Source organism: Pantoea sp. Nvir, from assembly GCF_009829915.1.
Lineage (GTDB): Bacteria > Pseudomonadota > Gammaproteobacteria > Enterobacterales > Enterobacteriaceae > Pantoea.
The window spans coordinates 79,448-102,416 of record NZ_SZZW01000005.1; the positions used below are offsets into that span (position 1 = coordinate 79,448).

Consider the following 22,969-nt stretch of genomic DNA (forward strand, 5'->3'; position numbering starts at 1 on the left):
TGTCTTTATTTTTCTGGCCAACATACGAGTGAGATTTCTAATAAGAGAAATCTGGTAAGCTAGCCATAAATCAAGGTCGCTTTCTGGAAAGCAATGGGTACAAAACGTATCTTTCCGCAATTGTTTCTAACAACGGCATCTAACGTACTAACCGGATGACGACGCTAGTATCGTTCCAGAGTACGATAGATAGCCATCAAATGCAGGCGGCCGTTTCTGCGCTTCAGGGACTCACAGATATTATAAAGGATCCTTCATAATTATGCCATTACTTAACTAATTAATTTTAAACTAATTTAAACATAATTGAAATAGTTCACGACACCCTTAATTTAAAATAAGACTATATTTTGCTTCCCTACAAAGGGTGTTGTCGCGGATAATGCGCCGCGTTCATGTATTCAAAAATGGCGTAATATATATGCTAAATTTATTCGCTGGTCTTAACCTAAGTACTGGTCTGTTATTGGTTCTTGCATTACTATTTGTATTGTTTTATGAAGCAATCAACGGTTTTCATGACACGGCTAACGCAGTGGCGACTGTAATTTATACACGCGCCATGCGCGCCCAGCTTACTGTAGTCATGTCAGGAATGTTCAACTTCCTTGGCGTGGTTCTTGGTGGCTTAAGCGTCGCTTACACCATTGTACATATGCTTCCAACAGATCTGTTGCTTAATGTTGGCTCGGCACACAGCTTAGCGATGGTTTTTTCCATGCTATTAGCTGCGATTATCTGGAATCTCGGCACTTGGTATCTAGGTTTGCCTACCTCTAGTTCACACACTTTAATCGGTGCTATCATCGGCATAGGTCTTACCAATGCACTGATGACTGGCACCTCAGTAATTGATTCTCTTAATATTCCTAAGATTATAAATATCTTCCTGTCACTGATTTTGTCGCCTATTATTGGCCTATTGACAGCGAATATTTTAATATTTTTGTTGTGTCGTTACTGGAACGGCACCAAAAAACGTGCACGCATCCATATGACACCGACCGACCGTGAAAAAGTGGATGGCAAAAAAAAGCCACCCTTCTGGACACGCATTGCCCTTATTGTCTCTGCTATAGGGGTTAGCTACTCGCACGGTGCGAACGATGGACAGAAAGGTATTGGCCTTATTATGCTTGTGCTGATTAGTGTTTCGCCAGCCGGATTTGTGGTAAATATGAATGCTAGTGGTTATGATCTCACTCGGACGCGAGATGCAGTAAATCATCTTGAGCAATACTACCATCAACATACTGATACGCTAATGCATATCATCCAGATGCCATCTCCTGGGTTACCAACTCCAGAAGAGATACCGTCTTCTGGTCCGCACGAGTTTCACTGCGACAAAGCTCGTGTACTACAAACAATTCAGCATGCACAAAGTTTGCTAAACAATAATCTACAGAGTTATGCTCAATTAACTCTAGAGCAACGTAGTAAAATGCGACGTCTTCTACTCTGCATTGCTGATACCGCGGACAAAGCAGCTAAGTTGCCGGAGACCAACACTAATAATAAGCGTTTCTTAAGCAAGCTAAAAGGCGATCTGCTGGGTACCATCGAGTATGCACCAATCTGGATCATTATGGCGGTAGCATTAGCACTTGGTGTCGGTACTATGATTGGCTGGCGACGCGTGGCGACCACTATTGGGGAAAAAATTGGTAAAAAAGGCATGACATACGCGCAGGGTATGTCAGCACAGTTAATTGCGGCAGTATCGATTGGTATCGCCAGTTACACCGGAATGCCAGTATCTACTACCCATATCTTATCATCATCTGTAGCGGGCACCATGCTCGCAGATGGAGGGATACAGAACCGTACCATCAAAAATATCGCGATGGCTTGGGTCTTCACGTTGCCAGTATGTATTTTACTGTCGGGTTGCCTCTACTGGCTGGCGCTTAATCTTGTGCAATTAGGCAGTCAGCATTAAAAATAATGCGAGTGAAAAATGTTTTATTTTTAGTTCTAAATAGCCATACAAATTATGTTAAGGAGAACTAACCCGAACAAAATTTAGTTAAAAGAAATTGACCACGCACTCTTTCGCGTCGACGAGTGAACTCTTGATTATAATGTGCGCAGTAAATTTTTCCCTAAATGTAACTTACTAACTGTACTTGTTTATTTCTGGGCCATGCAAACTAAAAAATTCTGAGCCATAGACATGCTGATAAAGCAACGGATCCAGTCTCGTCGCACCGCCAGTAGCGTTTTCAAAGAAGAAAAATAGCGTGCTAGATTTATAGTAATAAATACTATATATAAATTCCCAAAAAGCGGGACAGTACTGATCATGCGGCCCCTTCCCGGCTGAGATCACAGAGCCAGGTGTAGCACAGCTATGCTCCATTCTCGATTAGAAAAAAACCGCTGAATAAGATGTTCTGTAATTTTCTTTTATTTTTTACAAAATTGAGCAGTCAGCACCCTAAATAAGGGAGGAGCAATGGATTTGATCTTTTTCACGGCCACAGTTTGTAAAAAACATTTTTAATATAAAACTATCTGCATCCTAAAAATTAGGAGAATAATCAGCGATTAAAAATTACAATAAGTAGGAGAATACTATTCTCCATTTACGTAAAGGCTTTTGCAGAAAACCAAGCTACAAGAAAAGAATTTTCTTTGATCTGAAGTAAGGAATTATGCACCACTTACAGATATATAAATTCATTAACAAGTGCATAAATCTATTTCGTTGGCACGAGATTGAATCGTAATTTCGAAAAAGAGACTGACACCCCTTCTATAGTAGCAAGAAAACTACCATAGAGTTCTTAAATTAGGAGGCTAGGTATGTCCATCATATCCGCAGACAATCGTCTTTAACGCATATAGATTTGGTGATCCACCTTTAGCTCAAAGATGAACTGTGTTAGAGCAACAACAAAGAAAAACAAAGTGTGCCATCCACCAATGGCTGGTTTAATTCATTAATCAAAGAAATGTTTATTAACTGCTTTATCCTTTGATACCATAGTGGTCTAGCATCGCATCTAGCTGAGGTTCACGACCTCGGAAACGCCTGAAAAGCTCTATTGGTTCTTCTGATCCGCCACGCGTCAGGATATTATCAAGGAAAGACTGGCCAGTCTCTCGGTTAAAAATACCCTCCTCTTTAAAACGCGAATAAGCATCTGCCGCTAACACATTGGCCCATAGATAGCTGTAATAGCCAGCCGCATAGTTTCCTGCAAAAATATGGCTAAAGGTGTGCGGGAACCGACTCCATTCCGGGCTCGGTACTTGGACAATTATATTCTTCACTTTTCGCACAGTTTCAAGTATTTGATCATTATTCCCCGGATCAAACTGAGTGTGCAAGAGAAAATCAAATAAACCTAATTCCAGCTGACGTTGGATAAACAGTGCAGACTGGTAGTGTTTCACCATCATCATCTTATCAATCAGCGCTTTTGGTAACGTTTCTCCAGTTTTATAGTGACTAGAGATAAAAGCCAGTACATCCGGCTCCCAGCACCAGTTCTCCATAAACTGACTTGGCAACTCTACCGCATCCCAAGGCACGCCGCAGATACCTGAAACACCTGGGATCTCAATGCGTGTTAGCATATGATGCAGGCCATGGCCGAATTCGTGGAACAAGGTAGTAACTTCGTTATGGTTAAATAATGCTGGTCTACCGTTAACCGGACGATTGAAGTTGCAGGTAAGATAGGCGACCGGTTTTTGCAATGTACCGTCAGCTTTCCGCATTTGTCTGACGCAGTCATCCATCCAGGCCCCACCGCGTTTATTTTCACGTGCGTAGAGATCAAGGTAGAAGCTGCCACGTAGTTCACCGTTCTCATCAAATAAGTCGAAAAAGCGAACGTCAAGATGATAGAAATCTACGTCAGTGCGTTCTTTGACGATAATACCGTAGATGCGCTTTACTAATTCAAATAAGCCGTTAACAATACTTCTTTCCGTGAAGTAGGGACGTAGCTGCTCGTCGCTGATAGCATAGAGATGCTGCTTCTGCTTTTCGCTATAGTAGGAAAGATCCCATGGATTTAGTTCTTTAATGCCATATTCTTTATAGACAAACGCACGTAGCTGCATCAATTCTTCTTCTGCTTGCGGACGGGTTCGTTTTACTAGATCGTTTAGAAAATCAAGCACTTCAGTTGGATTTTCGGCCATTTTGGTAGCCAGAGATTTATCGGCATAAGATTCAAAGCCAAGTAGCTGCGCTAATTCATGGCGCAGTGATAGTTCTTCCACCATGATCGGTCCGTTATCCCATTTACCGGCGTTCGGTCCTTGGTCAGAAGCGCGCGTTGAATAAGCATAGTACATCTCTTGACGTAATCCGGCGTTGTCACAGTAGGTTATCACCTGCAAATAACTAGGAATATCGAGCGTCAACATCCAGCCTTTCTGCCCTTTTTCTTCAGCTTGCGCCCGAGCAACAGCTAGCGCACTTTCTGGTATTCCTGAAAGTACACTTTTCACGGTGACTAATTTGGTCCAACCCATGGTCGAGTCTAACACGTTATTGCTGTATGCTGAACTCAGCTCAGAAAGACGTAAAGCAATCTCGCCATATCGCTGCTTTTTTTCTTTATCAAGGCCAATGCCAGAAAGTTCAAAACTGAGAATTGCATTGTTCACTGCTTTTTTCTGAGCCATATCTAGCGTGTCAAAAGTTTTGTTCTCTTGCATGTTGCGGTAAGCTTGGTATAGTCCTTCATGTTGACAGATCCAAGTACTATATTCAGAGAGCAGTGGCAGCGTCTTTTCATAAGCTTGACGTAACTCCGGGCTATTCTTTACTGAATTAAGATGGCTTACCGGTGAAAAGATACGCCCAAGACGATCGTCTACTTCTGCAAGCGGCTGTACCAAATTATCCCAAGTGTAAGGCGGACCACTCGCCATTACTTTTTTTACCGCCGCGCGACATTCATTTAGAGCCTCGGTTACGGCGGGAACTACATGTTCAGGCTGAATAGTGGAAAAAGGCGGAAGCGTAAAAAACCGGAGTAACGGATTAGTCATAGCGTATTCCTAATTCAGATATAGGGTGTAGCATAGCGCTTACGACGCAATAGTGGTAGCATGGAAGCTAAGTGTAGCGAAAATCAATGGCAGCTATGCTAAGAGTGGTAAAGAAACAATTCAGATGAGTACGCAATGAAATTTTATAAAAATTTTCACGTCGACCCCGGAATTTAAATTTTATGCTAAACTGTCGTTTTAATTTTTACATTTGCAATCATATCAGATATGTGATGATAAAATACAGCTTACTAAGCTATGCTTATACGCCTTTTCGAAAATTTTGAGAATAATGTTTGAAAGATAGGACAGACGTGTTCGGATGGAACATCCTACCAGTTTCAGCAGCTGAAGAACTGTCATCTAGTACGTGCAGTAAAGTAATACAGGGCAAATGAAATTTTGCAAAAAAATATTTTTGCACTACATAGCATTAGCCGGTAGCGATCACTTTTATAGTCTTGAAATAAATTCATGGGAACAGATTAAGTTATCTAATGTTAAAGTGTGAACACTGCAAGATCGTATGCTAGTTGGGTGTTGGGAAATACTGAGCGGCATTCTTCCAGTAAACGTGGCATATCACTTAGCATATAACGCGAACTGAAATGAGTGGCGATCATGCGCTTTACCCCCGCCTCTTTTGCTACTTGCACTGCTTGTAGTGTTGTCGAGTGGCCGTGTTTGTTGGCCTTATCTTGCAAGGAGGCCTCCAGTGTTGCTTCATGAACCATTAAATCAACATTCGCCGCTAATTGTAGCGCTATTGGTGTCGGCGCTGTATCACCAAAAATTGCAAGGGTTTTGCCTTTGATTACCGGACCGAGATAATCCATACCTTTTATCACGCGACCATCCTCAAGAGTCACCGTTTCTCCTTCTTTTAAATGTTTATACCAGGGGCCACGTGGCACACCATCCTCTTGCAAACGTGCTGCGTCTAGAAAACCCGGTTTATCATGTTGCTCAATGCGATAACCAAAACAGTGTATCGAATGCACTAAAGGCCAGGCGCTGACGCGAAATGCTCTATCGTTAAGCACTAAACCAGCTTCAATTTCAATAATCTCCAATGGATAGTTAATATGGGAACTACTAAGCAATAAAGCTGTATCCATAAAAAGTTTAATGCCCTTTGGTCCGTAAAGGGTCAGCGGCTGGATAATACCGCCCATAGATCGACTGGTTATCATTCCGGGTAAACCGAAAATATGGTCGCCATGCAGATGAGTAATAAAAATTTTACTAATACGCCCTAGTTTAAGCAACGAGCGCATGTACTGGAGATACGTTCCTTCGCCGCAGTCAAACAGCCAAGTGTCACCGCACTGCGAGTGAGTCAAAGCAAGGGAACTTACACTACGTTGTAGGCTAGGCATACCACCTCCGGTGCCAAGAAATGTAAGCTGCATGTTATGCTTCCACTTGATAGAGAATATCATTCAACCTTAATGATAATCATATACAGGCGCAATTTTTACGTTATTTCTTTAAATCGGCACTTACCTTTCTCATTACACAATAAGGTCGTACGAGATTGCAAACAGACCGCCGACAGCAGAGCTCAAGCGTTTATTTCATCATGAGTTTAATAAGTATCTTCACTAAATTTCTACTGTAGTTTTTAGCAAAACCTAGGAGTATTTACTTGAACAAAGGCGACCAGCGCTAATTATGATTCTATCATTTATCACCGATTATTTTCTATACCAGTGCAATCATAGAACAAACATTGCAGATCATCCAAAGCCAGAGATATGGACTAGTGAGTTAATTGACCTAAAATAATCATTGTTAACATCAAGCTATGCCCAGCATAAACAGCAGCAACATTAAACTGTGTTTATTAATTCCAAGGAATTTTAAGGAGACAGTGAAAAAGCTCAACAGTTAATGCTGTCACCCCACAAGAATCTAATTATCAATCGAATATAATAACCAGAAAAATGAATAACACATGCCATATATTAAATTTTCAGTAAAGCGTTTTATTTCTGGGCTTGTATCTTCAATAATTTATTATCCCCATTTATTCGAGATACTTAGCCTTGCTGATCCACTACCATGACCTGCTACAAGCTGCCTGCGATAATTTTATGAAAAGACGGCGAATCGCGCGTAGCACCGCAGTCATAGATATATCACTTACGTTCTGCGCTATTTATTTTCGCAGATAATTTTACCGCATTATGACTTATAGTGTTTTAAAAAAATTAAAACCAGAAACGCCGTAGCGCGGCATAAGCCTCCCGTGCTGCTTTACATGGTGGCTGGCTTTTCAAATCGTCATTGAAAACTTCAATACCCACTGGTCCTTTATAGCCAACGCTTTTTAATCTTTCAACGAAACTACTGATATTAATAATTCCCGTACCCGGTAACTGACGTTGATGTTTGGCAATATTAATTATCGTATCTTTATCATACGGCGACGGTTGAACTGCCATATCACACAGTTGAACTTCATAAATCCGATCCGCGGGAATGTTCTCAAGATGAGAAGCATCACCACCCAATACGCAGATATGAAAGAGATCTACTACTAGTCCGATGTTAGGTTGTGCTAACCGTTTCAAGCGTTCCCACGCCAGTGGCAGAGTGTTATCAACGCTGCACCATGCCATTGGCTCATACATAATTCTCATATTAAAACGCGCGGCTTCCGAGGCCATCCAGCACAGATCTTCGTCAATTTGTGCCGCAATAGCGTCTTCACGCGTGGTTGCGGGTGCCTGAATGGTGTTACAACCCAGTGCTTCCGCCATTTGGATAAACTGTCGTAACTCGTCCCGTTTTTGCAAACGTAGACTGTTTGGTGCACCGGTAAAATCACGCAGTACCTGAAGGTTTGTGAAGCCTAAGCCCTGCTGCGCTAGCCGTGTGGCACCACCCTGACAGGCATCAACATCTTCACGCCAAATTTCGACTTGATCAAATCCTGCTTCACGTGCGGCCTGTATTTTTTTTTCAGGTTCACCACTTAAAAGTACCAAGTTAAGGAATGTGGGTTGAGTCATGAACAGCCTCTTTTTAATATTACGTAAGCATCGATTACCATAGGCACAGATACGGAATTCGTTTGGCCTAATATTTTCTCTTTACCACACTAAATTTAGCAGTGCTCCACCAGCAAAAAATATCAAAAAAGAACCAGTAACGTACCTCAGTACGTTCGCCATTAAATATAATGATCACCTAATTCTCTCAACATGAGAATTGCTGCTGAAAAGATTGGAAAAGTAGTTAATACACCGTATAAGAAGTCGTCGGTGATCAACAGTTTCCAAAAGGAAACAAGTTATGGACATTTAATAAACCATGCAAGCTCAGCGCTGATAATAAATCCGTGGAATACATTAACCAGCAGAGTTCTCGGTGGTAAATTGGGAACAGTGTAATTAAAGTGCGGTGAGATAATCTATAAAAGGATATAACCCACGATAATACCCCACCTAACGTTACAGCAAACAGCAATTTCAATTAAATCGGCTCTTTTTTGCAAATGCTGCAAAAAAGAGTAACACAGCCTTATTCAACCACAATTTCTGAATTCCTGTAAAAAGATAAAAATTAATAACAGGAATCATTAGCCATAACTCCATCACTTTCTTTGCTTTTGATGATATATGGCTGAGCTACTGGAGAAGGAGAGTAGCAACCAGCTACAAGTAATTTTTGAAAATTCCAGTGCAATCAAAATCAGCATTTAGAAAAGGCTTAACACTATTTTGTCAAAATGTTATTAACATAGCTTTCGGAGGTAAAGTATTCTCGATCAAAGTCGATGCTTTAGGCTCGTAGTTCGCTACGAAATTCGTCATCTCCCCTCCCAGGGGACACGCTATTGGCGTGTTGAAAACTATTAACAATTCGAATAGATATATTCTATATGATATATTATATTTAATAAACGTTAAAAGTAGCAATTATTTTTAGTCAACATTTAAAAAAAACAGTCAAAATAAAAAGATATTAGTTCATAAATCTACTATAAAACCTGGTACCTTACAGGCTTAGTATAAGTTCATGTAACTTAAGTTACGTCCTCTTTTGAGGGTACTTGGGAACGGACCATTAGATGTACTGTTTTCCGGTGACTAGCTAGAACCAAAATATCGTTAAAAATTCTGAAGAGATTTTTTTAATATAAAAAGAAGTCATTTTAACTAGATATGAGGATACTAGCTACTAGCTGATAACTCAGGCAAACTGTAATTAAATTATTACGACATAAAAAATTGTGTATAATCAGATAGTTACTTATGTGAGCGCAGTATTGCATAGTAGACAGCTGCAGATAAATATCTGAATTTCCTGGTTTGTAATGACCGAGTCATTAAGAAACACGTAAAGTCATCGCTACTTAATTTATATCAACGTCTGACCTACGTTGCAACTAAAAGTATTATGATACGATGATGGTAAATATCATCATGCAGTTGCTGCTTGATGAACAACACTCTAGTAATTGTCCATCCTCACACTGTTTCTAAATTATTATTGGCACAGTAGTTATATCAAAGACTTCTACTTACTAGAATCGTGTCTAAAGTGCTAATGTTTATTTTAGATTAGTGACAATAACTGTCATTGGATCGTTGACAGTATGTTTTGTAAAAATCAATATTTATATCTTGATAGAGCAGATATACTCTTCTAATAAGCATTTTAGTATAAAGCTTAGAACAACAGAATGTGATTAACATAAGATAACGCCCATCCGATAGGAGGATATTGAACAAATATGCCTTATAACTTATTTTACGACCAGTTAGTCACAATACAGGTAGGCACAGATAAGCGTTGTCAATTAGTTCAAAATTGAACAGAACGTTTTCTCGTTGTTGAGCATGCCCATCCCGGAGAAAAATAAGAATTCTGTAATGTAATAGATCCAGTAAGAATATTTTACATATGCATTTAGTTATATCCTTATAAGCTCCTGGGTAAAAAAGGGCGAATATTTTTTAGTAAAAAGAGTGAGAATTTACCAAGCAAATAAGAACTTTATTCACTTCACCATTTCCTTTTCAATTAGCAGTATCATAATATGAAGTATTTTCATATGAACCTCCTGAATACGGTCGGCATATCCGAAATGCGGTACGCGAATTTCAATATCAGCCATTCCCGCCATCTTACCACCGTCCTTGCCTGTCAAAGTAATAACCTTCATACCTTGTACTCGTGCCGCCTCGATCGCCTTAATGATATTATCCGAGTTACCGGAAGTGGAGAGGCCCAATAACACGTCTCCCGGACGGCCTAATGCTTCGATATAGCGTGAAAAAACATATTGATAACCAAAATCATTGCTGACGCAGGAGAGGTGGCTAACATCAGAGATTGCAACCGCCGGATAACTCGGACGGCTCTCGCGATATCTGCCGGTTAGCTCTTGAGCAAAGTGCATGGCGTCGCAGTGAGAACCACCATTACCGCAGGAAAGCACTTTTCTGCCTTCTTTAAAGCTATCACCCAACAATACCGCTACGCGCTGAATAGCATGAATATTTGCTTCGTTGCTGAAGAATTCATTAAGTGTATCTACTGACTTGTTCAGCTCAGAGCGAATTATGGTTTGATACATCAGGATATTTACCTTATTAGTCATAGAGAAATTATACCCGTTTAAATGATATAATTTCAATTTGGAATAATCTCTAATTTTTGTGTATTGCCTTAGATATTCTTGAAAATGCCATTTCAGTAGTTATTTCTGCTGATGTCATGAAATATTATTCTAGAAGAACAGAGGTTATTAAAAAGTCTGTGGAAGAAAACTAGAGTGTTTCGTTTATTTACGAGCGTGCATGTTAATTGAATTCATTTGTCTCATCCACCAGCCTAAGCAATTTGTCGATGTACTCAAACACTACTTGCTCTCTGTTTATTATCAGTCGTCTTGTATGACAGTTAACTTAATATTTAATAATTTATTCCATCACAAAACATTGCTGATATGCACCATAAATTCAAGGTCTCTATCAGTCAGAGGGATAGGACGACAGAATACATTAAAGCGACTTGAATCCTATACTAATTTTTTAGTCCGCTAGAACACAGAGATACTTTACAATCAGACCACGATTGCTTTGAATTTATATTCAAAGTTTAAGTAAGAGTGCTATCCACAATGAAGAATGAACTACTGTGAATATGAGCATAGACAGGATGTATAATCAGGTCAACGGTGTCCGTACTCATGCTGAAAAATGATTACACTCACGATCAGAACAGAGATAATTTAAAAAAGAAATTTTTAGTAAAATTATATATTTCTAAGTTAATTTATATATACCACTTCAGACCTTTTCTTGTGATGAATGTACAAAATCAGAAATTGGAAATATAAAGCAACATCCACATATACATAGTCACCATGACTATGCCATGGGAGAATAATAAAGCCCGCCACTTTTTACGAATTAGTTCGCTAGCTAGATGTAATAACTAGAATTCTTTACGATCTCACATCAGCAGAAATCCACCAATTTAGTAGCATATATAAAGGTTAAAAATATAAAATATTGCACTATCTAGTCTTCCTGAGTTTTGAAGATACGGATGGACTCAGTGCAGAAATAGTCATGTGTTAAATTAGTGCAAAAATACAGAATGCATCACGATCGTTCAATGGATAAATAATGATCGCCAATTTCCGTCATTAATTAATAGTGGACTAATGTCAGTAGTTTTCAGTTTTGCCATCTCTTTGACGCGACCGTTGCTATTTGTACTCTCTTTTTTTCAATCCATTGATCTCAAAAAAAACTGTACAACCCTGACTTCATTTTGTACAGTGCTATGTATAAAATTCACCAGCATCTCTTTTTGCTGAGATGACGCCTTTATCAAAAATAATTAATAAATTTTTAAAAAAGGGAAACACACATTTCATCGCTCATTGCCAGCATGGCTTTTTTTGCCATACGTCAATTCTCAGCCATTAGCCGCTCAGATCAGTAATTTTGATAAAATTCATAATAAAACCGTCTGAGCCAATTGACACACTGCATTAAGGTATGCACGCACTGCTAGTGCTATGTCATCAGTCATCACCATTTCTGCAGGATGATGGCTAATACCGCGATGATTACGTACAAACAACATACCAACTGGCCAACGTTCAGCGATAGCAATGGCATCATGACCTGCGCCGCTCGGTAGTGCAAAGCTACGACTCTGCACTGTTTCCACTGCGTTTCTCAATGCCTGCTGTAGGGTGCTATCGCACGTAGTAGCGCAGATGTGGTAATACTTGTCTGCCTTAAAGTGCAGACAGCGGCGCAACGCAATAGCTTCTCCTTGCCTTATCAAACTCGACAGCAGGAGTTCCAAAGGCATATCCTTCGGGCCGCGCACGTCCAGAGACAAGTTTACCAGGCCAGGAATAACGTTGACCGCTCCTGGTACGCAACTTAGAGTACCCACTGTTGCTACCATTTGCGGATCATGCTGACGTGTGGCAGTTTCAATAAAAAACATCCATTCTGCCGCCGCTATCAGCGCATCTTTACGGTGCGTCATCGGTACTGTACCGGCGTGGCCTGCTTCTCCAGTAAAACTGCAGTTAAGGCGGCGCGCACCGTTGATAGCCGTGACTACACCCAGAGCTAGCCCTTCCTGCTCCAAGCAAGGTCCCTGTTCGATATGTAGTTCAATATAAGCAACAATGTCTTTTAAGTTCCGCGCAGCGCGCGGAATCGCCTTGACATCTAAACCGACATTCGCCATTGCCTGAGCAACGGTGATGCCGTCGCTATCGGGATATGTCAACCAGCTTTCCGGCCAGCACCCAGTAATACCCCGACTGCCGAGTAGTGTAATACCAAAGCGAGTGCCCTCTTCATCTCCGAAACCGATAATTTCTACGGCCAGAGGTAACCATTGCTGATTCTTATGTAGCCAATGTACTATTTCAATTGCGGTTAGCACCCCCAGTACACCGTCATAGCGTCCAGCATTGCGCACCGTATCTAAGTGCGATCCAAGCAACAGCGCAGGCGCCTTGGGTCTCTGTCCTTCATAACGACCGCAGATATTGCCTACCTCATCTTGCCATACTTGCATGCCTGCTTGTAACATCCACTCACCTACCTGTGCATTAGCACGTAAATGCTCCGGAGAAAGATAGAGGCGTGTCAAGTTATTTGGTGATGCACTGATCGTCGCCAATGCATCGCATCGCGCCATCACGCGATCGGCGGCGTTCCGCGCCTCAACTGCTTTCATTATCATTCTTTTGTCTCTCGTAGTAATCCCACGCCGCCTGCATTGCGGCACCTTGCGGCGCATGAAAGCCGACGTGCGATAGCACTGCTTCAAGCGCTGCAAGAGTAGTCATTACGCAATCTTTACGCGCATTGTAACCCATAGTACCAATACGCCATACCTTACCGTGCAGAAGACCAAAGGAGGTGCCGATCTCAATACCAAAATCCTCCAGCATTAACTTTCGTACTTGATCTCCATTGATGCTTTTAGGAATGACTACGCCGAGTACGTTGTTCATCTTGTGTTGCAGATCACCGAAAATCTCCAATCCTATGCCTTGGATGCCCCTCATCAATGCATTACCGTGTAATTTGTGACGTGCAATCCCATCACCCAGTCCCTCTTGTATGATAAGGCGCGCGCACTCACGCGCACCGAACAGCGCAGTAGTAGCTTCGGTATGATGATTGAGGCGCTCTGGACCCCAATAACTTATAATCATACTAAGATCGAAATAATTAGAATATATCATCTCCTCATCCCCATCTTTATGCGCAACGGTGCGTATACCTTCTTCAAAGCATTGACGTTTACGAATCGCTGATTCCATTGTAGGACTTAAGGTGATGGGCGAAGTACCGGACGGGCCACCAAGACATTTTTGCATCCCAGCTGATACTGCGTCCAACCCCCAACCGTCAGTCTCCAGAACATTGCCTCCGAGTGACGCAGTCGCATCAGTGTAGAAGAGCACATTGTACTTTTTGCAAATGACACCCAACTCTGCCAATGGTTGCAGCATGGTGGTTGAGGTATCCCCATGTACTGTTAATAGCAGACGTGGTCTAACAATTTTAATAGCATCTTCCACCTCATCAGAAGAAAACACTTCTCCCCATGGCCTTTTAATGATGTGTACCTCTGCGCGACAGCGGCGAGCAATTTCACAAATTAAGTAGCCGAAACGACCAAATACCGGCACTAGTACCCGATCACCAGGACGAATCGAAGAAAGTAAAATCGCCTCAATCCCAGCGCGTGAGGTACCGTTTATTAGCATTGTCCAGCGATTTTTAGTACGAAAAATATCGCGATAGAGCACCATTACCTCATTCATATATTGTGTCATCACAGGATCATATTGACCGATTAGCTGTGTTGACATGGCACGTAGTACACGCGGATCGACGTTAATAGGTCCAGGTCCCATCAGAAGGCGCTGTGGCGGATTAATTTGTAAATATTGATTCTTCCCCATCATATGAATTTCCTTATAAAATTCGCTTTGTACAATATAATAAAATGCATTTTTTTAATAAAATATCTCAATACCTGATTGATAATCAGAGGTACAGAATGTTTTGTTCAGTAATTTCTATATTGGAACAGCGGATAATATTTATCTAGATTATAAGTCATGTTGTTTAGAAGGGTTCTTACTGTAGCTCATTCAGAAATGAGAATGATTAAAACTAGCGCAGTGCCTTCGCCTATCTAACAAACTCATAAACGGCACGATCGCTGTACGTGCGTTTATAGTACAATTCTAAATAGAGTTTTAGCTAAAAATCACTCTAAGGCAAATGCTGGTTACTCTAGGTGATTAAGTTAATAAGCACAGTCATCAATTACCTCTTGCCCACTATTATCTTCCACCATATTTGAACAAGGTGAAACCGACAATAAAGTTATAACATTGAAAGAGGAACATTACGGATCATGTGCAATGTAATGTAAAACTTTCTGAAGCGGTTGGTCTATAAGATTTGTAATACTTAACGTCGTGCTGATGATGATCGCTAAACAAATGTTGCTGATATGTCCGTCATAATATCTAATATGATAGAAGATGTGTTTTAGGTGATATAAAAAATATAAAAATTTTACCCACGTAAGTAAGGGTGTCACACTATATAAAATAAAAGAATCCAAAATATAAAAAATAATACTCCTTAGAGGTACTTTTCCTCGTCCACCTGTTTATAAAGATAGGCGATCATGTGAATAAACTAACGGCATCTAGATAGCACGTCGTATAGTAAAAGTTAGTAATGACGTTAATTAATTTCAACGCTGATGTTTTTTCCACAATTTGACAAGCTTGCTATTATTCTTTGGAATGTTATTAAAATTCACCATAAACATCTCTGAACTTAGAAGTAAGTGCTTGATATTATACTTATATTTAGACCATCTAGATGGCCATAGTAAAATTTTTAACGCTCCACTCCTGAAGTAAAAATGACTGGTAGAAGACTTATCAGTCTTCTTTTTAAAGCATGTTCTATACGTCAATTTATAAACTTCATGATAAAAAAAGCAATCATAGTTATCTTAGTTCTCAATTTTTCTCTCTATAGCAGAAAACTGGAATGACTTTTGCATTAAAAAGTATTCTGTCACCCTACCAATAATAAACATTAATATGATTCAGAGCAGTATGGCTCCGTTAGCCATGGCGGTTACACCGCACCACCTAGCGAGTGAAAGCGCGATATCTGTGCTCCGTGACCGTGGTAACGCAATTGAAGCAATGGTAGCAGCTGCCGCCACTATTGCGGTAGTTTATCCCCACATGAATGGTCTGGGCGGCGATGGCTTTTGGTTGATCCTGCCACCCAACGATGATCCGATCGCCATCGATGCCTGCGGCGCGGCAGGTTCCCTGGCTCATCTGGACTTTTATCATAGCGAAAACGCTATTCCTTATCGCGGTCCCAAAGCAGCTTTAACAGTCGCTGGTACAGTAAGCGGTTGGCAAGAGGCACTGGCACTCTCTGACAACAAGCTGGGCGGCGTAAATCTACCGTTAGCACGGTTGCTACGTGATGCTATCCGATATGCCACTGACGGCATTCCTGTAACTGCTTCGCAGGCTATTGCTACTGCCGCAAAACATCACGAGCTTGCACATCAGCCCGGTTTTAGCGCTACTTTCCTACCAGAGGGCGAGTTGCCTCGCAAAGGTAGCTGTTTTATCCAGCCGGCATTAGCGCAAACACTCCGGCTACTTAGCCAACAGGGGCTTGAAAGTTTCTATCGTGGCATGCTGGGAAAGCATATGGCACGTGAGATGTCAGCACTTGGCATGCCACTAACTCTAGAGGATCTGCAGCAACAGCGCGCACGTTGCTGTATCCCACTGCATGTAGAACACAGCGAGGGTGACCTATGGAATATGACGCCACCAACACAGGGGATAGTATCGCTGGCAATCCTCGGTATTACCGATCATCTGGCGATGATGCAGGCTAACGAGCTAGAAACGGTACATCGAATTGTAGAGGCAACAAAAAAAGCTTTCATACTGCGCGATCGTTATATTACCGATCCGCGTTATATGGACTGTGAAGCGCAGTCGCTTTTAACACAAGATTACTTAATAACCATGGCACGCCAAATCAGCGATACAAAGGCGGCATCTTGGGAATCCTCCGGACAAGGAATTGGAGACACAGTATGGATGGGTGTGATGGATAACAATGGTCTCGCTGTATCTTTTATACAGAGCATATATCATGAGTTTGGCAGTGGAGTGGTGATCCCTGGCACCGGTATCACTTGGCAGAACCGTGGCACCGCCTTTAGCCTTAATCCGAATCATCTACTGACGCTTTCACCGGGGAAAAAGCCATTCCATACACTTAATCCCGCCGTTGCACGTCTTAAAGATGGCCGTACGCTAATCTATGGCTCGATGGGTGGTGATGGCCAGCCGCAAACTCAAGCAGCAATTTTCATCCGTTACGTTATGCAGGGCATGCCTTTACAACAGGCGGTGAGCGCACCACGTTGGCTACTTGGACGCACTTGGGGACAATCTTTCGACTCACTTAAGCTGGAGTGCCGCTTTTCGCCGGATACTGTCATGAAACTGCGCGAGTTAGGACATCAGGTAGAGATGCTTCCAGACTTCAGTGAAATTGTAGGTCACGCTGGTGCTATTGTGCGACATAACAATGGTATGCTGGAAGGTGCATACGATCCGCGCAGTAACGGCAGTGCAAGTGGATTCTGATAGGAGTAAAATATGCAACAGATAATTAACTGGAGTCAATACATAATCCAAATGGAACAAATACTAGCACTAGAGCTAGACGAAGCGCGTAGGACGGAACTGTTAATTCAGCTTGAACGTATCGCCGCTCTGGCGGGACCGCTGATGGCGTTTCCATTAGACGAAAGGATAGAAGTAGCAGGAGTATTTCACTCATGAACTTCGGCCAATTTTCTATACAGTCTCTACAACAAGCTCTTAAGTGCGGTGACTTCAGCGCTCGAGAGGTAGCACAGCAAACTTTACTAAGGATTAAAAAGCGACAGGTGCTTAACGCTTGGACCGACATCACTGCCAAAAGAATGCTATACGAGGCCGATGAAGTGGATGCACAACTACGACGTGGAGACAATCTACCTCCGCTAGCAGGTATCCCTTATGCGGTAAAAAACCTGTTTGATGTAGCAGGTTATACTACACTGGCTGGTGCCGCACTATTTCAGGATCGCCCGGCGGCAGAAAAGGACGCCTGGGCAGTGAACCGTCTTAGTCACGCTGGTGCACTACTTTCTGGCATGTTGAATATGGATGCCTACGCGTACGGCTTTACCACAGAGAACACTCACTTCGGCACAACACGCAACCCCCATGATTTAACTCGCGTAGCGGGGGGGTCATCTGGTGGTTCTGCAGCTGCAGTAGCAGCTGGCTTAGTGCACTTCTCTCTTGGCACCGATACTAACGGCTCGATTCGAGTACCGGCATCTCTATGTGGTATCTTTGGTCTGAAGCCGACATTTGGCCGTCTTTCCCGTAGCGGTAGCCATCCATTTGTACCTAGTCTCGATCATATCGGTTTCTTCGCGCGCTGTGTTACGGATTTATCCCAAGTGTATGACATTCTGCAGGGCCGAGATATCAACGATGCGTTTCAGGCGGATCACCCTTGTGATCCAACTCTAACTGGGTTAAAAAACACAGGCCAACGCTGCGCGTTGCTAAGTGGTTTTTTCTCTACCTGGTGCGATGATGACGCGCGTGACGTACTGATGCGTGTAACGCGTACACTCGATATCCAGGATGAAGTAATGCTGCCAGAAGCGGAATTAGCGCGCTCCGCTGCTTTTATTCTAACTGCTGCTGAAAGCGGTAACCATTACCTGCGTGCACTTCGCACTTCACCGAAGCTCTTTGAACCCACCTCCCGTGAAAGACTACTAGCGGGTGCAATGTTGCCCGCCACCTGGTATGTGCAAGCACAACGCTTCCGTCGCTACTTTCAGAAAAAAGTTCTGCCTCTATTTGAGCATTTCGATGTAATGATAGCGCCGGCTACGCCCTGTACCGCGCCATTGATAGGCCAAGAAAACATCCGTATTAACAGCATGGATATGCCATCGTGTACCAGCATGGGGCTGCTGACACAGCCAATTTCTTTTTTAGGACTACCGGTTTGCAGCGTGCCATTAGCGACAAAAAGCGGTCTGCCTATCGGGCTGCAGCTAATTGCTGCCCCCTTTAATGAAGCAGCCGTTCTGAACGTTGCCTTTTATTTAGAGCAGCAAGGAGTTACACTGTCACCAATTTGTTTCGGTAAAACAGAATGAAAACTGAAGAGATCAATCTGCCACATGTCGTAGCAGAGGTAACCGCTGTTTTTTACTGTTATGAGCATGCACTAATAAGTAATGCAATTGACACTTTGGATGCACTGTTCTGGCACGATAAGCGAGCAGTGCGGCTCGGTATATATGAAAATTTGTACGGCATTGAAGCAATTCGTAATTTTCGCACCCAACGTCCATCCATCGGGCTGGTACGCAAACTACACAATAGTATTGTCACGACTTTTGGCGAGGAGTACGCAGTGTGCAGTACTGAATTTACAAATGAAAGCACGAAAAAACTTGGCCGCCAGCAACAGACTTGGGTTAAACTATCAGACGGATGGCGAATTGTCGCTGCGCAGGTCAGCTTAATGAGCGCATTTTGAAAATAGTCAATATCAATGCGCCATTATAATGATAAACAATGCTCACTAATTGATTAGTTAGTGAAATAGCTTCAAGTTTCTCCCATATTTTAAAGTTTTTGTGTAAAACAAAGGGCTGACCTTACGTCAGCCCTTATTGTGAGTTAATTACAGGGTTCTTTTTCAGCGATAAAGCTGTTATAAACTGCTCGTCTAGCTCCAAGTGTTGTGTTACTAGATTACGAGGAGTACCAGCAAGCCACTGGTTAAGTGAGATATCTGCATAATAGTTGCTTTTAAACAATTCAAGAAAACTTAGCGGAGTCTTCCCGGTATTCTCAATGTAGTGTCCCATAGCGAAAGGTACATAACCAACGTCACCCGCCCGGTAATCGAAGGTTCTAGCTTGGCCAGACGAGGCAAAAACGCCCATGCGTCCCTCCCCTTCTAAATAATATTGCCACTCATCATTATTAGGATGCCAATGTAATTCCCGTAATCCACCCGGCATAATTTTTACTAAAGCGGCTGCTATTGTTTTCGATACTGGAAAATTAGAGGAATCAGTAATTCTTACTGTGCCACCAGGTGCTTTAATGGGCGCTTGCGCCAACATGTGATGTGTAAAAATCGTTTTTGATTTTGGTGCACCTTGTATTGCTTCAGATGCCAAACTACCTGGTACTCTACCAGCGAAAATATATTCTTCCTGTGGTGAAGGTAGTACTGCGAAGGCAGATACAGGAATACTAAAATTTTTAGCCAAAATATCTGACGGGATATGTTTAAACCAGTCAGAGAGTAAAAAGGTACTGTCCTCATCAAAATTACCGTCATCAAAAGCCAGCAGAAACTCACAGCCGTCAGGCCCTAGTCCCTGAATGGAATGTGGTATGCCAGGTGGAAAATACCAAAGATGACCAATTTGGACATCATCCATAAACCAGCCACCCTCTGTATCAAATGCTGTGACGCGCGCTTTACCGAACGTCATGTATGCCCATTCGCCCTCTTTATGCCAGTGTAATTCTCGGATACCTCCTGCATTCAGTCGCATATTCACGCCAGCGATAGTAGTAGCGATCCCTAACTCACGCTGAGTCACCTGTCGTGTCCATCCGCCACTGCCTTTGCGGACGTGTGCATCGCTAAAGGAGTAGCGTAGATTAGGCAAGGTACCACTGTCTGTTATAGGAGGGTTAATAATATCAGGATTTTCCGCTTCTCTTATCGGATCATGCGGACCAGGATCGCGGCCTCCAGAGGGAGTACCAGAGGGCCAGAAAGAGATGGAGTCGTGGGCATGAATCTGACCTGCTGCCAGAGCCACCGTGCCTCCTGCCGCGTACGTTATAAAATTCCTTCTGGATAGTTTGCTCATTGAAGCGATTCCTTTTTCGTTATTTTAAAAAATAATAATTTTAAAGGAACATCTATAAATGAGCACAATAGAAGAATCGGCTCTTTATCTGTAACAAAAATTAGAAATTGTAGAAGACATCCTGTACCATTCGTGCTTTTATTAAATTAATGTAATCTCATTGAGATATAGCTAATTTAATAACTTATTAACACGTAGTGCGAGACACAATAAGTACTATTTTATTCATTTGATTATTAATTATTTTTAATAAATTATTACACTTTAATTTATCATGATGCAAGTTCTAGTCTTCTATCAGATATAATCTAATACTTGGCGACCTAAGTGTAGTTGCGTAAACAAACTGATATAGTCGAAAATATTATCTTTGTGGTGCAGGATGCGTGTTAATCCAGTGATCAGCAATTTGCTGACGAGTACAGATCCAAACGTTATTGTAGTGATTAATATAATCGAGAAATTTTTGTAAAGCTTTAAATTTTCCAGGTCTTCCTAGCAACCGACAGTGCATACCAACCGACATCATCTTCGGCTGGGTTTTTCCCTCTTCGTACAGTACATCAAAAGTATCTTGCAAATAGGTGAAAAATTGTTCGGCAGTGTTAAATCCCTGAGGTGTAGCGAAGCGCATATCATTGCAGTCCAGTGTGTAGGGAACGATTAAGTGTGGCTTTACAGTAGTACCATCATAGCAGGTAACATGAGTCCAGAATGGGAGATCGTCGCCATAATAGTCGCTGTCGTAGCTGAACCCACCTTGCTCAACCACTAGGCGTCGCGTATTCGGACTATCTCTCCCTGTATACCAACCAGTTGGTGATTTACCGAACAGTTCAGTAAGTATATCTACTGCCTGCTGCATATGTTTTTTCTCGGTCTTTACGTCAATCTTCTGATAGTGGATCCAGCGCCAGCCATGGCTTACTACGTCGTGGCCCGCCTGTTTAATCGCCTCCACAATTTCTGGGTTTCGAGCTAGCGCCATTGCTACACCGAAAATTGTCAGCGGTAACATACGGTTTTGAAATTCTCGATGAATACGCCAAAAACCAGCGCGTGAACCATATTCATAAAGGGACTCCATCGACATATGGCGATTGGGATAACTGTCTACCCCAATAATGTCAGATAGAAACTGTTCGGAGCCAGCATCACCGTGCAGCACATTATTTTCCGCGCCCTCTTCATAGTTGAGAACGAATTGCACTGCTACTCGTGCCTGATTTGGCCAGGATGCATGGGGTGGCGTAGCGCCATATCCCCTTAGATCGCGTGGATAATTCTTATTGAAACTGTACTTTGTTTTTTCTGCAATATCCATTGACAACTTCCTGTAACCTTAAGACACATTTCCGTTAGCCAAGATGTTGAAACATTCCTGAGAGAGGTTTGGTGATTGGCCATGCAAGATCTCCATGTTTACTGGTGCCCAAGCCAAGCGATACCAGTGCTTCAACTATCTTCACCGCCGCGCTGACTCCATCGATAACCGGTATTCCAAGATCTTGGCTTAATTCGGGCGCCAGCATAGCCATACCTCCACAGCCCAATATAATTGCACCGCAACCGTCCTGATTTTTTGCCTGCAAGCAGCACTGACGTACTTTCTCCTGCGCGATGCCTGAACTATCTTCTAGTGCCAGTACAGGTAAATCAATAGAATGTAGCGCAGCACAATGGTGGATGAACCCATACTGTTGCAGCAAATGCCGTACAATAAGCAACGTGCGAGGAAGAGTAGTCACAATAGAAAAACGTGTTGCTACTAGTGTTGCGGTATGCATTGCAGCCTCAGCGATGCCAATTACTGGTCCGCTTGCCAGTTCGCGCGCAGCCAACAGACCAGGGTCACCAAAACAGGCGATTACATGTCCGCAGACACCCTGTTCCTTGCCACGCTTCACATGTTCCAGCACGACAACTGCGGCGATCACTTCGTCGAAGTGGCCTTCAATAGAGGGTACGCCTTGGGATGATGGAACAACAATAATCTCAGTGCCTGGAGCGGCGACTGCACGTGCTGATGCACCGATAATTTCGGTCATCGCCAAGCTAGTGTTGGGGTTGATCACTTGAATTAAACTCATGATATTACCTCTCTATGAAGGGGAAATAGCCTTGAGAAATTTACCACTGTGTTCGAAGTACGTGCTGAAAAAAACAATATGGGTTCAGTGATGCTGCATCGGTTGGGTTAATTCTACAAAATATCCGAGATACTGCTGCGTGAACTCCACCAAATATAGAGACTAAAGATGTTCTAGGTACAGGACGTATAAATTAGCGTATTTAATCACCTCATGCGTGCGTCTGTCGCGTACTTCTTCTACAATAGGCTATGACATGAGTGATAACCCTGTGCACCAGGTCTGTGCAAAAGAAT

14 protein-coding genes and 1 pseudogene are annotated in these 22,969 nt (G+C 42.4%); 5 read left to right on the forward strand and 10 right to left on the reverse strand.

The features are described 5' to 3' along the window. Positions 1-421 precede the first annotated feature (421 nt). Positions 422-1,942 (forward strand): inorganic phosphate transporter PitA, encoded by a 1,521-nt coding sequence (gene pitA, locus FD729_RS04220; RefSeq protein ID WP_159932040.1) that lies wholly within the window; start codon positions 422-424, stop codon positions 1,940-1,942. Between the two features lie 35 nt (positions 1,943-1,977). Here the strand turns inward: pitA and FD729_RS05310 are convergent. From FD729_RS05310 to FD729_RS04250, 7 genes and pseudogenes are all read right to left on the reverse strand, one after another. Then, positions 1,978-2,307: pseudogene (locus FD729_RS05310) on the reverse strand (universal stress protein UspB). A gap of 666 nt (positions 2,308-2,973) precedes the next feature. Continuing rightward, positions 2,974-5,016 carry an oligopeptidase A gene (gene prlC / locus FD729_RS04225; protein WP_159932041.1) on the reverse strand — a complete coding sequence of 681 codons (2,043 nt, stop codon included), beginning with the start codon at positions 5,014-5,016 and terminating at the stop codon, positions 2,974-2,976. Positions 5,017-5,516: 500 nt separating this feature from the next. Continuing rightward, positions 5,517-6,428 carry a ribonuclease Z gene (gene rnz / locus FD729_RS04230; RefSeq protein WP_159932042.1) on the reverse strand — a complete coding sequence of 304 codons (912 nt, stop codon included), beginning with the start codon at positions 6,426-6,428 and terminating at the stop codon, positions 5,517-5,519. An 801-nt stretch (positions 6,429-7,229) separates the two neighbouring features. Beyond that, a complete protein-coding gene (locus tag FD729_RS04235; RefSeq protein WP_159932043.1) occupies positions 7,230-8,033 on the reverse strand; it encodes a sugar phosphate isomerase/epimerase in 804 nt (267 codons plus the stop codon). Positions 8,034-10,027: 1,994 nt separating this feature from the next. Beyond that, entirely contained in the window at positions 10,028-10,606 is a 579-nt protein-coding gene (gene lpcA, locus FD729_RS04240; protein WP_159932044.1) for a D-sedoheptulose 7-phosphate isomerase, read from the reverse strand. A 1,391-nt stretch (positions 10,607-11,997) separates the two neighbouring features. Further along, positions 11,998-13,257, reverse strand: a complete 1,260-nt coding sequence (gene hpxK / locus FD729_RS04245; protein ID WP_159932045.1) for an allantoate amidohydrolase — start codon at positions 13,255-13,257, stop codon at positions 11,998-12,000. Continuing rightward, the gene (locus tag FD729_RS04250) at positions 13,238-14,491 is read right to left on the reverse strand and encodes an alanine--glyoxylate aminotransferase family protein (protein WP_159932063.1); all 1,254 of its coding nucleotides are present in this window, start codon (positions 14,489-14,491) and stop codon (positions 13,238-13,240) included. Before FD729_RS04250 ends, hpxK begins: the two co-directional genes overlap by 20 nt. A gap of 1,167 nt (positions 14,492-15,658) precedes the next feature. Here FD729_RS04250 and FD729_RS04255 point away from each other — a divergent pair. Genes FD729_RS04255 through hpxZ form a run of 4 tightly spaced genes read left to right on the forward strand, consistent with a single transcriptional unit; the run spans position 15,659 to position 19,223 of the window. Continuing rightward, positions 15,659-17,251, forward strand: coding sequence for a gamma-glutamyltransferase family protein (locus FD729_RS04255; RefSeq protein WP_159932046.1), 1,593 nt, complete (start codon positions 15,659-15,661; stop codon positions 17,249-17,251). A 12-nt stretch (positions 17,252-17,263) separates the two neighbouring features. Beyond that, positions 17,264-17,449, forward strand: a complete 186-nt coding sequence (hpxX, locus tag FD729_RS04260) for an oxalurate catabolism protein HpxX (protein WP_159932047.1) — start codon at positions 17,264-17,266, stop codon at positions 17,447-17,449. Beyond that, positions 17,446-18,837 carry an AtzE family amidohydrolase gene (locus FD729_RS04265; RefSeq protein WP_159932048.1) on the forward strand — a complete coding sequence of 464 codons (1,392 nt, stop codon included), beginning with the start codon at positions 17,446-17,448 and terminating at the stop codon, positions 18,835-18,837. The genes hpxX and FD729_RS04265 overlap by 4 nt, the downstream gene beginning before the upstream one ends. Continuing rightward, the gene (gene hpxZ, locus FD729_RS04270; RefSeq protein WP_159932049.1) at positions 18,834-19,223 is read left to right on the forward strand and encodes an oxalurate catabolism protein HpxZ; all 390 of its coding nucleotides are present in this window, start codon (positions 18,834-18,836) and stop codon (positions 19,221-19,223) included. The genes FD729_RS04265 and hpxZ overlap by 4 nt, the downstream gene beginning before the upstream one ends. Positions 19,224-19,356: 133 nt before the next feature. On the opposite strand, the gene FD729_RS04275 is transcribed toward hpxZ, so the two are convergent. The 3 genes from FD729_RS04275 to FD729_RS04285 form a co-directional block, all read right to left on the reverse strand. Further along, positions 19,357-20,583 (reverse strand): cupin domain-containing protein, encoded by a 1,227-nt coding sequence (locus FD729_RS04275; RefSeq protein WP_159932050.1) that lies wholly within the window; start codon positions 20,581-20,583, stop codon positions 19,357-19,359. Positions 20,584-20,947: 364 nt separating this feature from the next. Further along, the gene (gene puuE / locus FD729_RS04280; protein WP_159932051.1) at positions 20,948-21,907 is read right to left on the reverse strand and encodes an allantoinase PuuE; all 960 of its coding nucleotides are present in this window, start codon (positions 21,905-21,907) and stop codon (positions 20,948-20,950) included. A 34-nt stretch (positions 21,908-21,941) separates the two neighbouring features. Next, entirely contained in the window at positions 21,942-22,673 is a 732-nt protein-coding gene (locus tag FD729_RS04285) for an aspartate/glutamate racemase family protein (RefSeq protein ID WP_159932052.1), read from the reverse strand. Between the last annotated feature and the right edge of the window lie 296 nt (positions 22,674-22,969).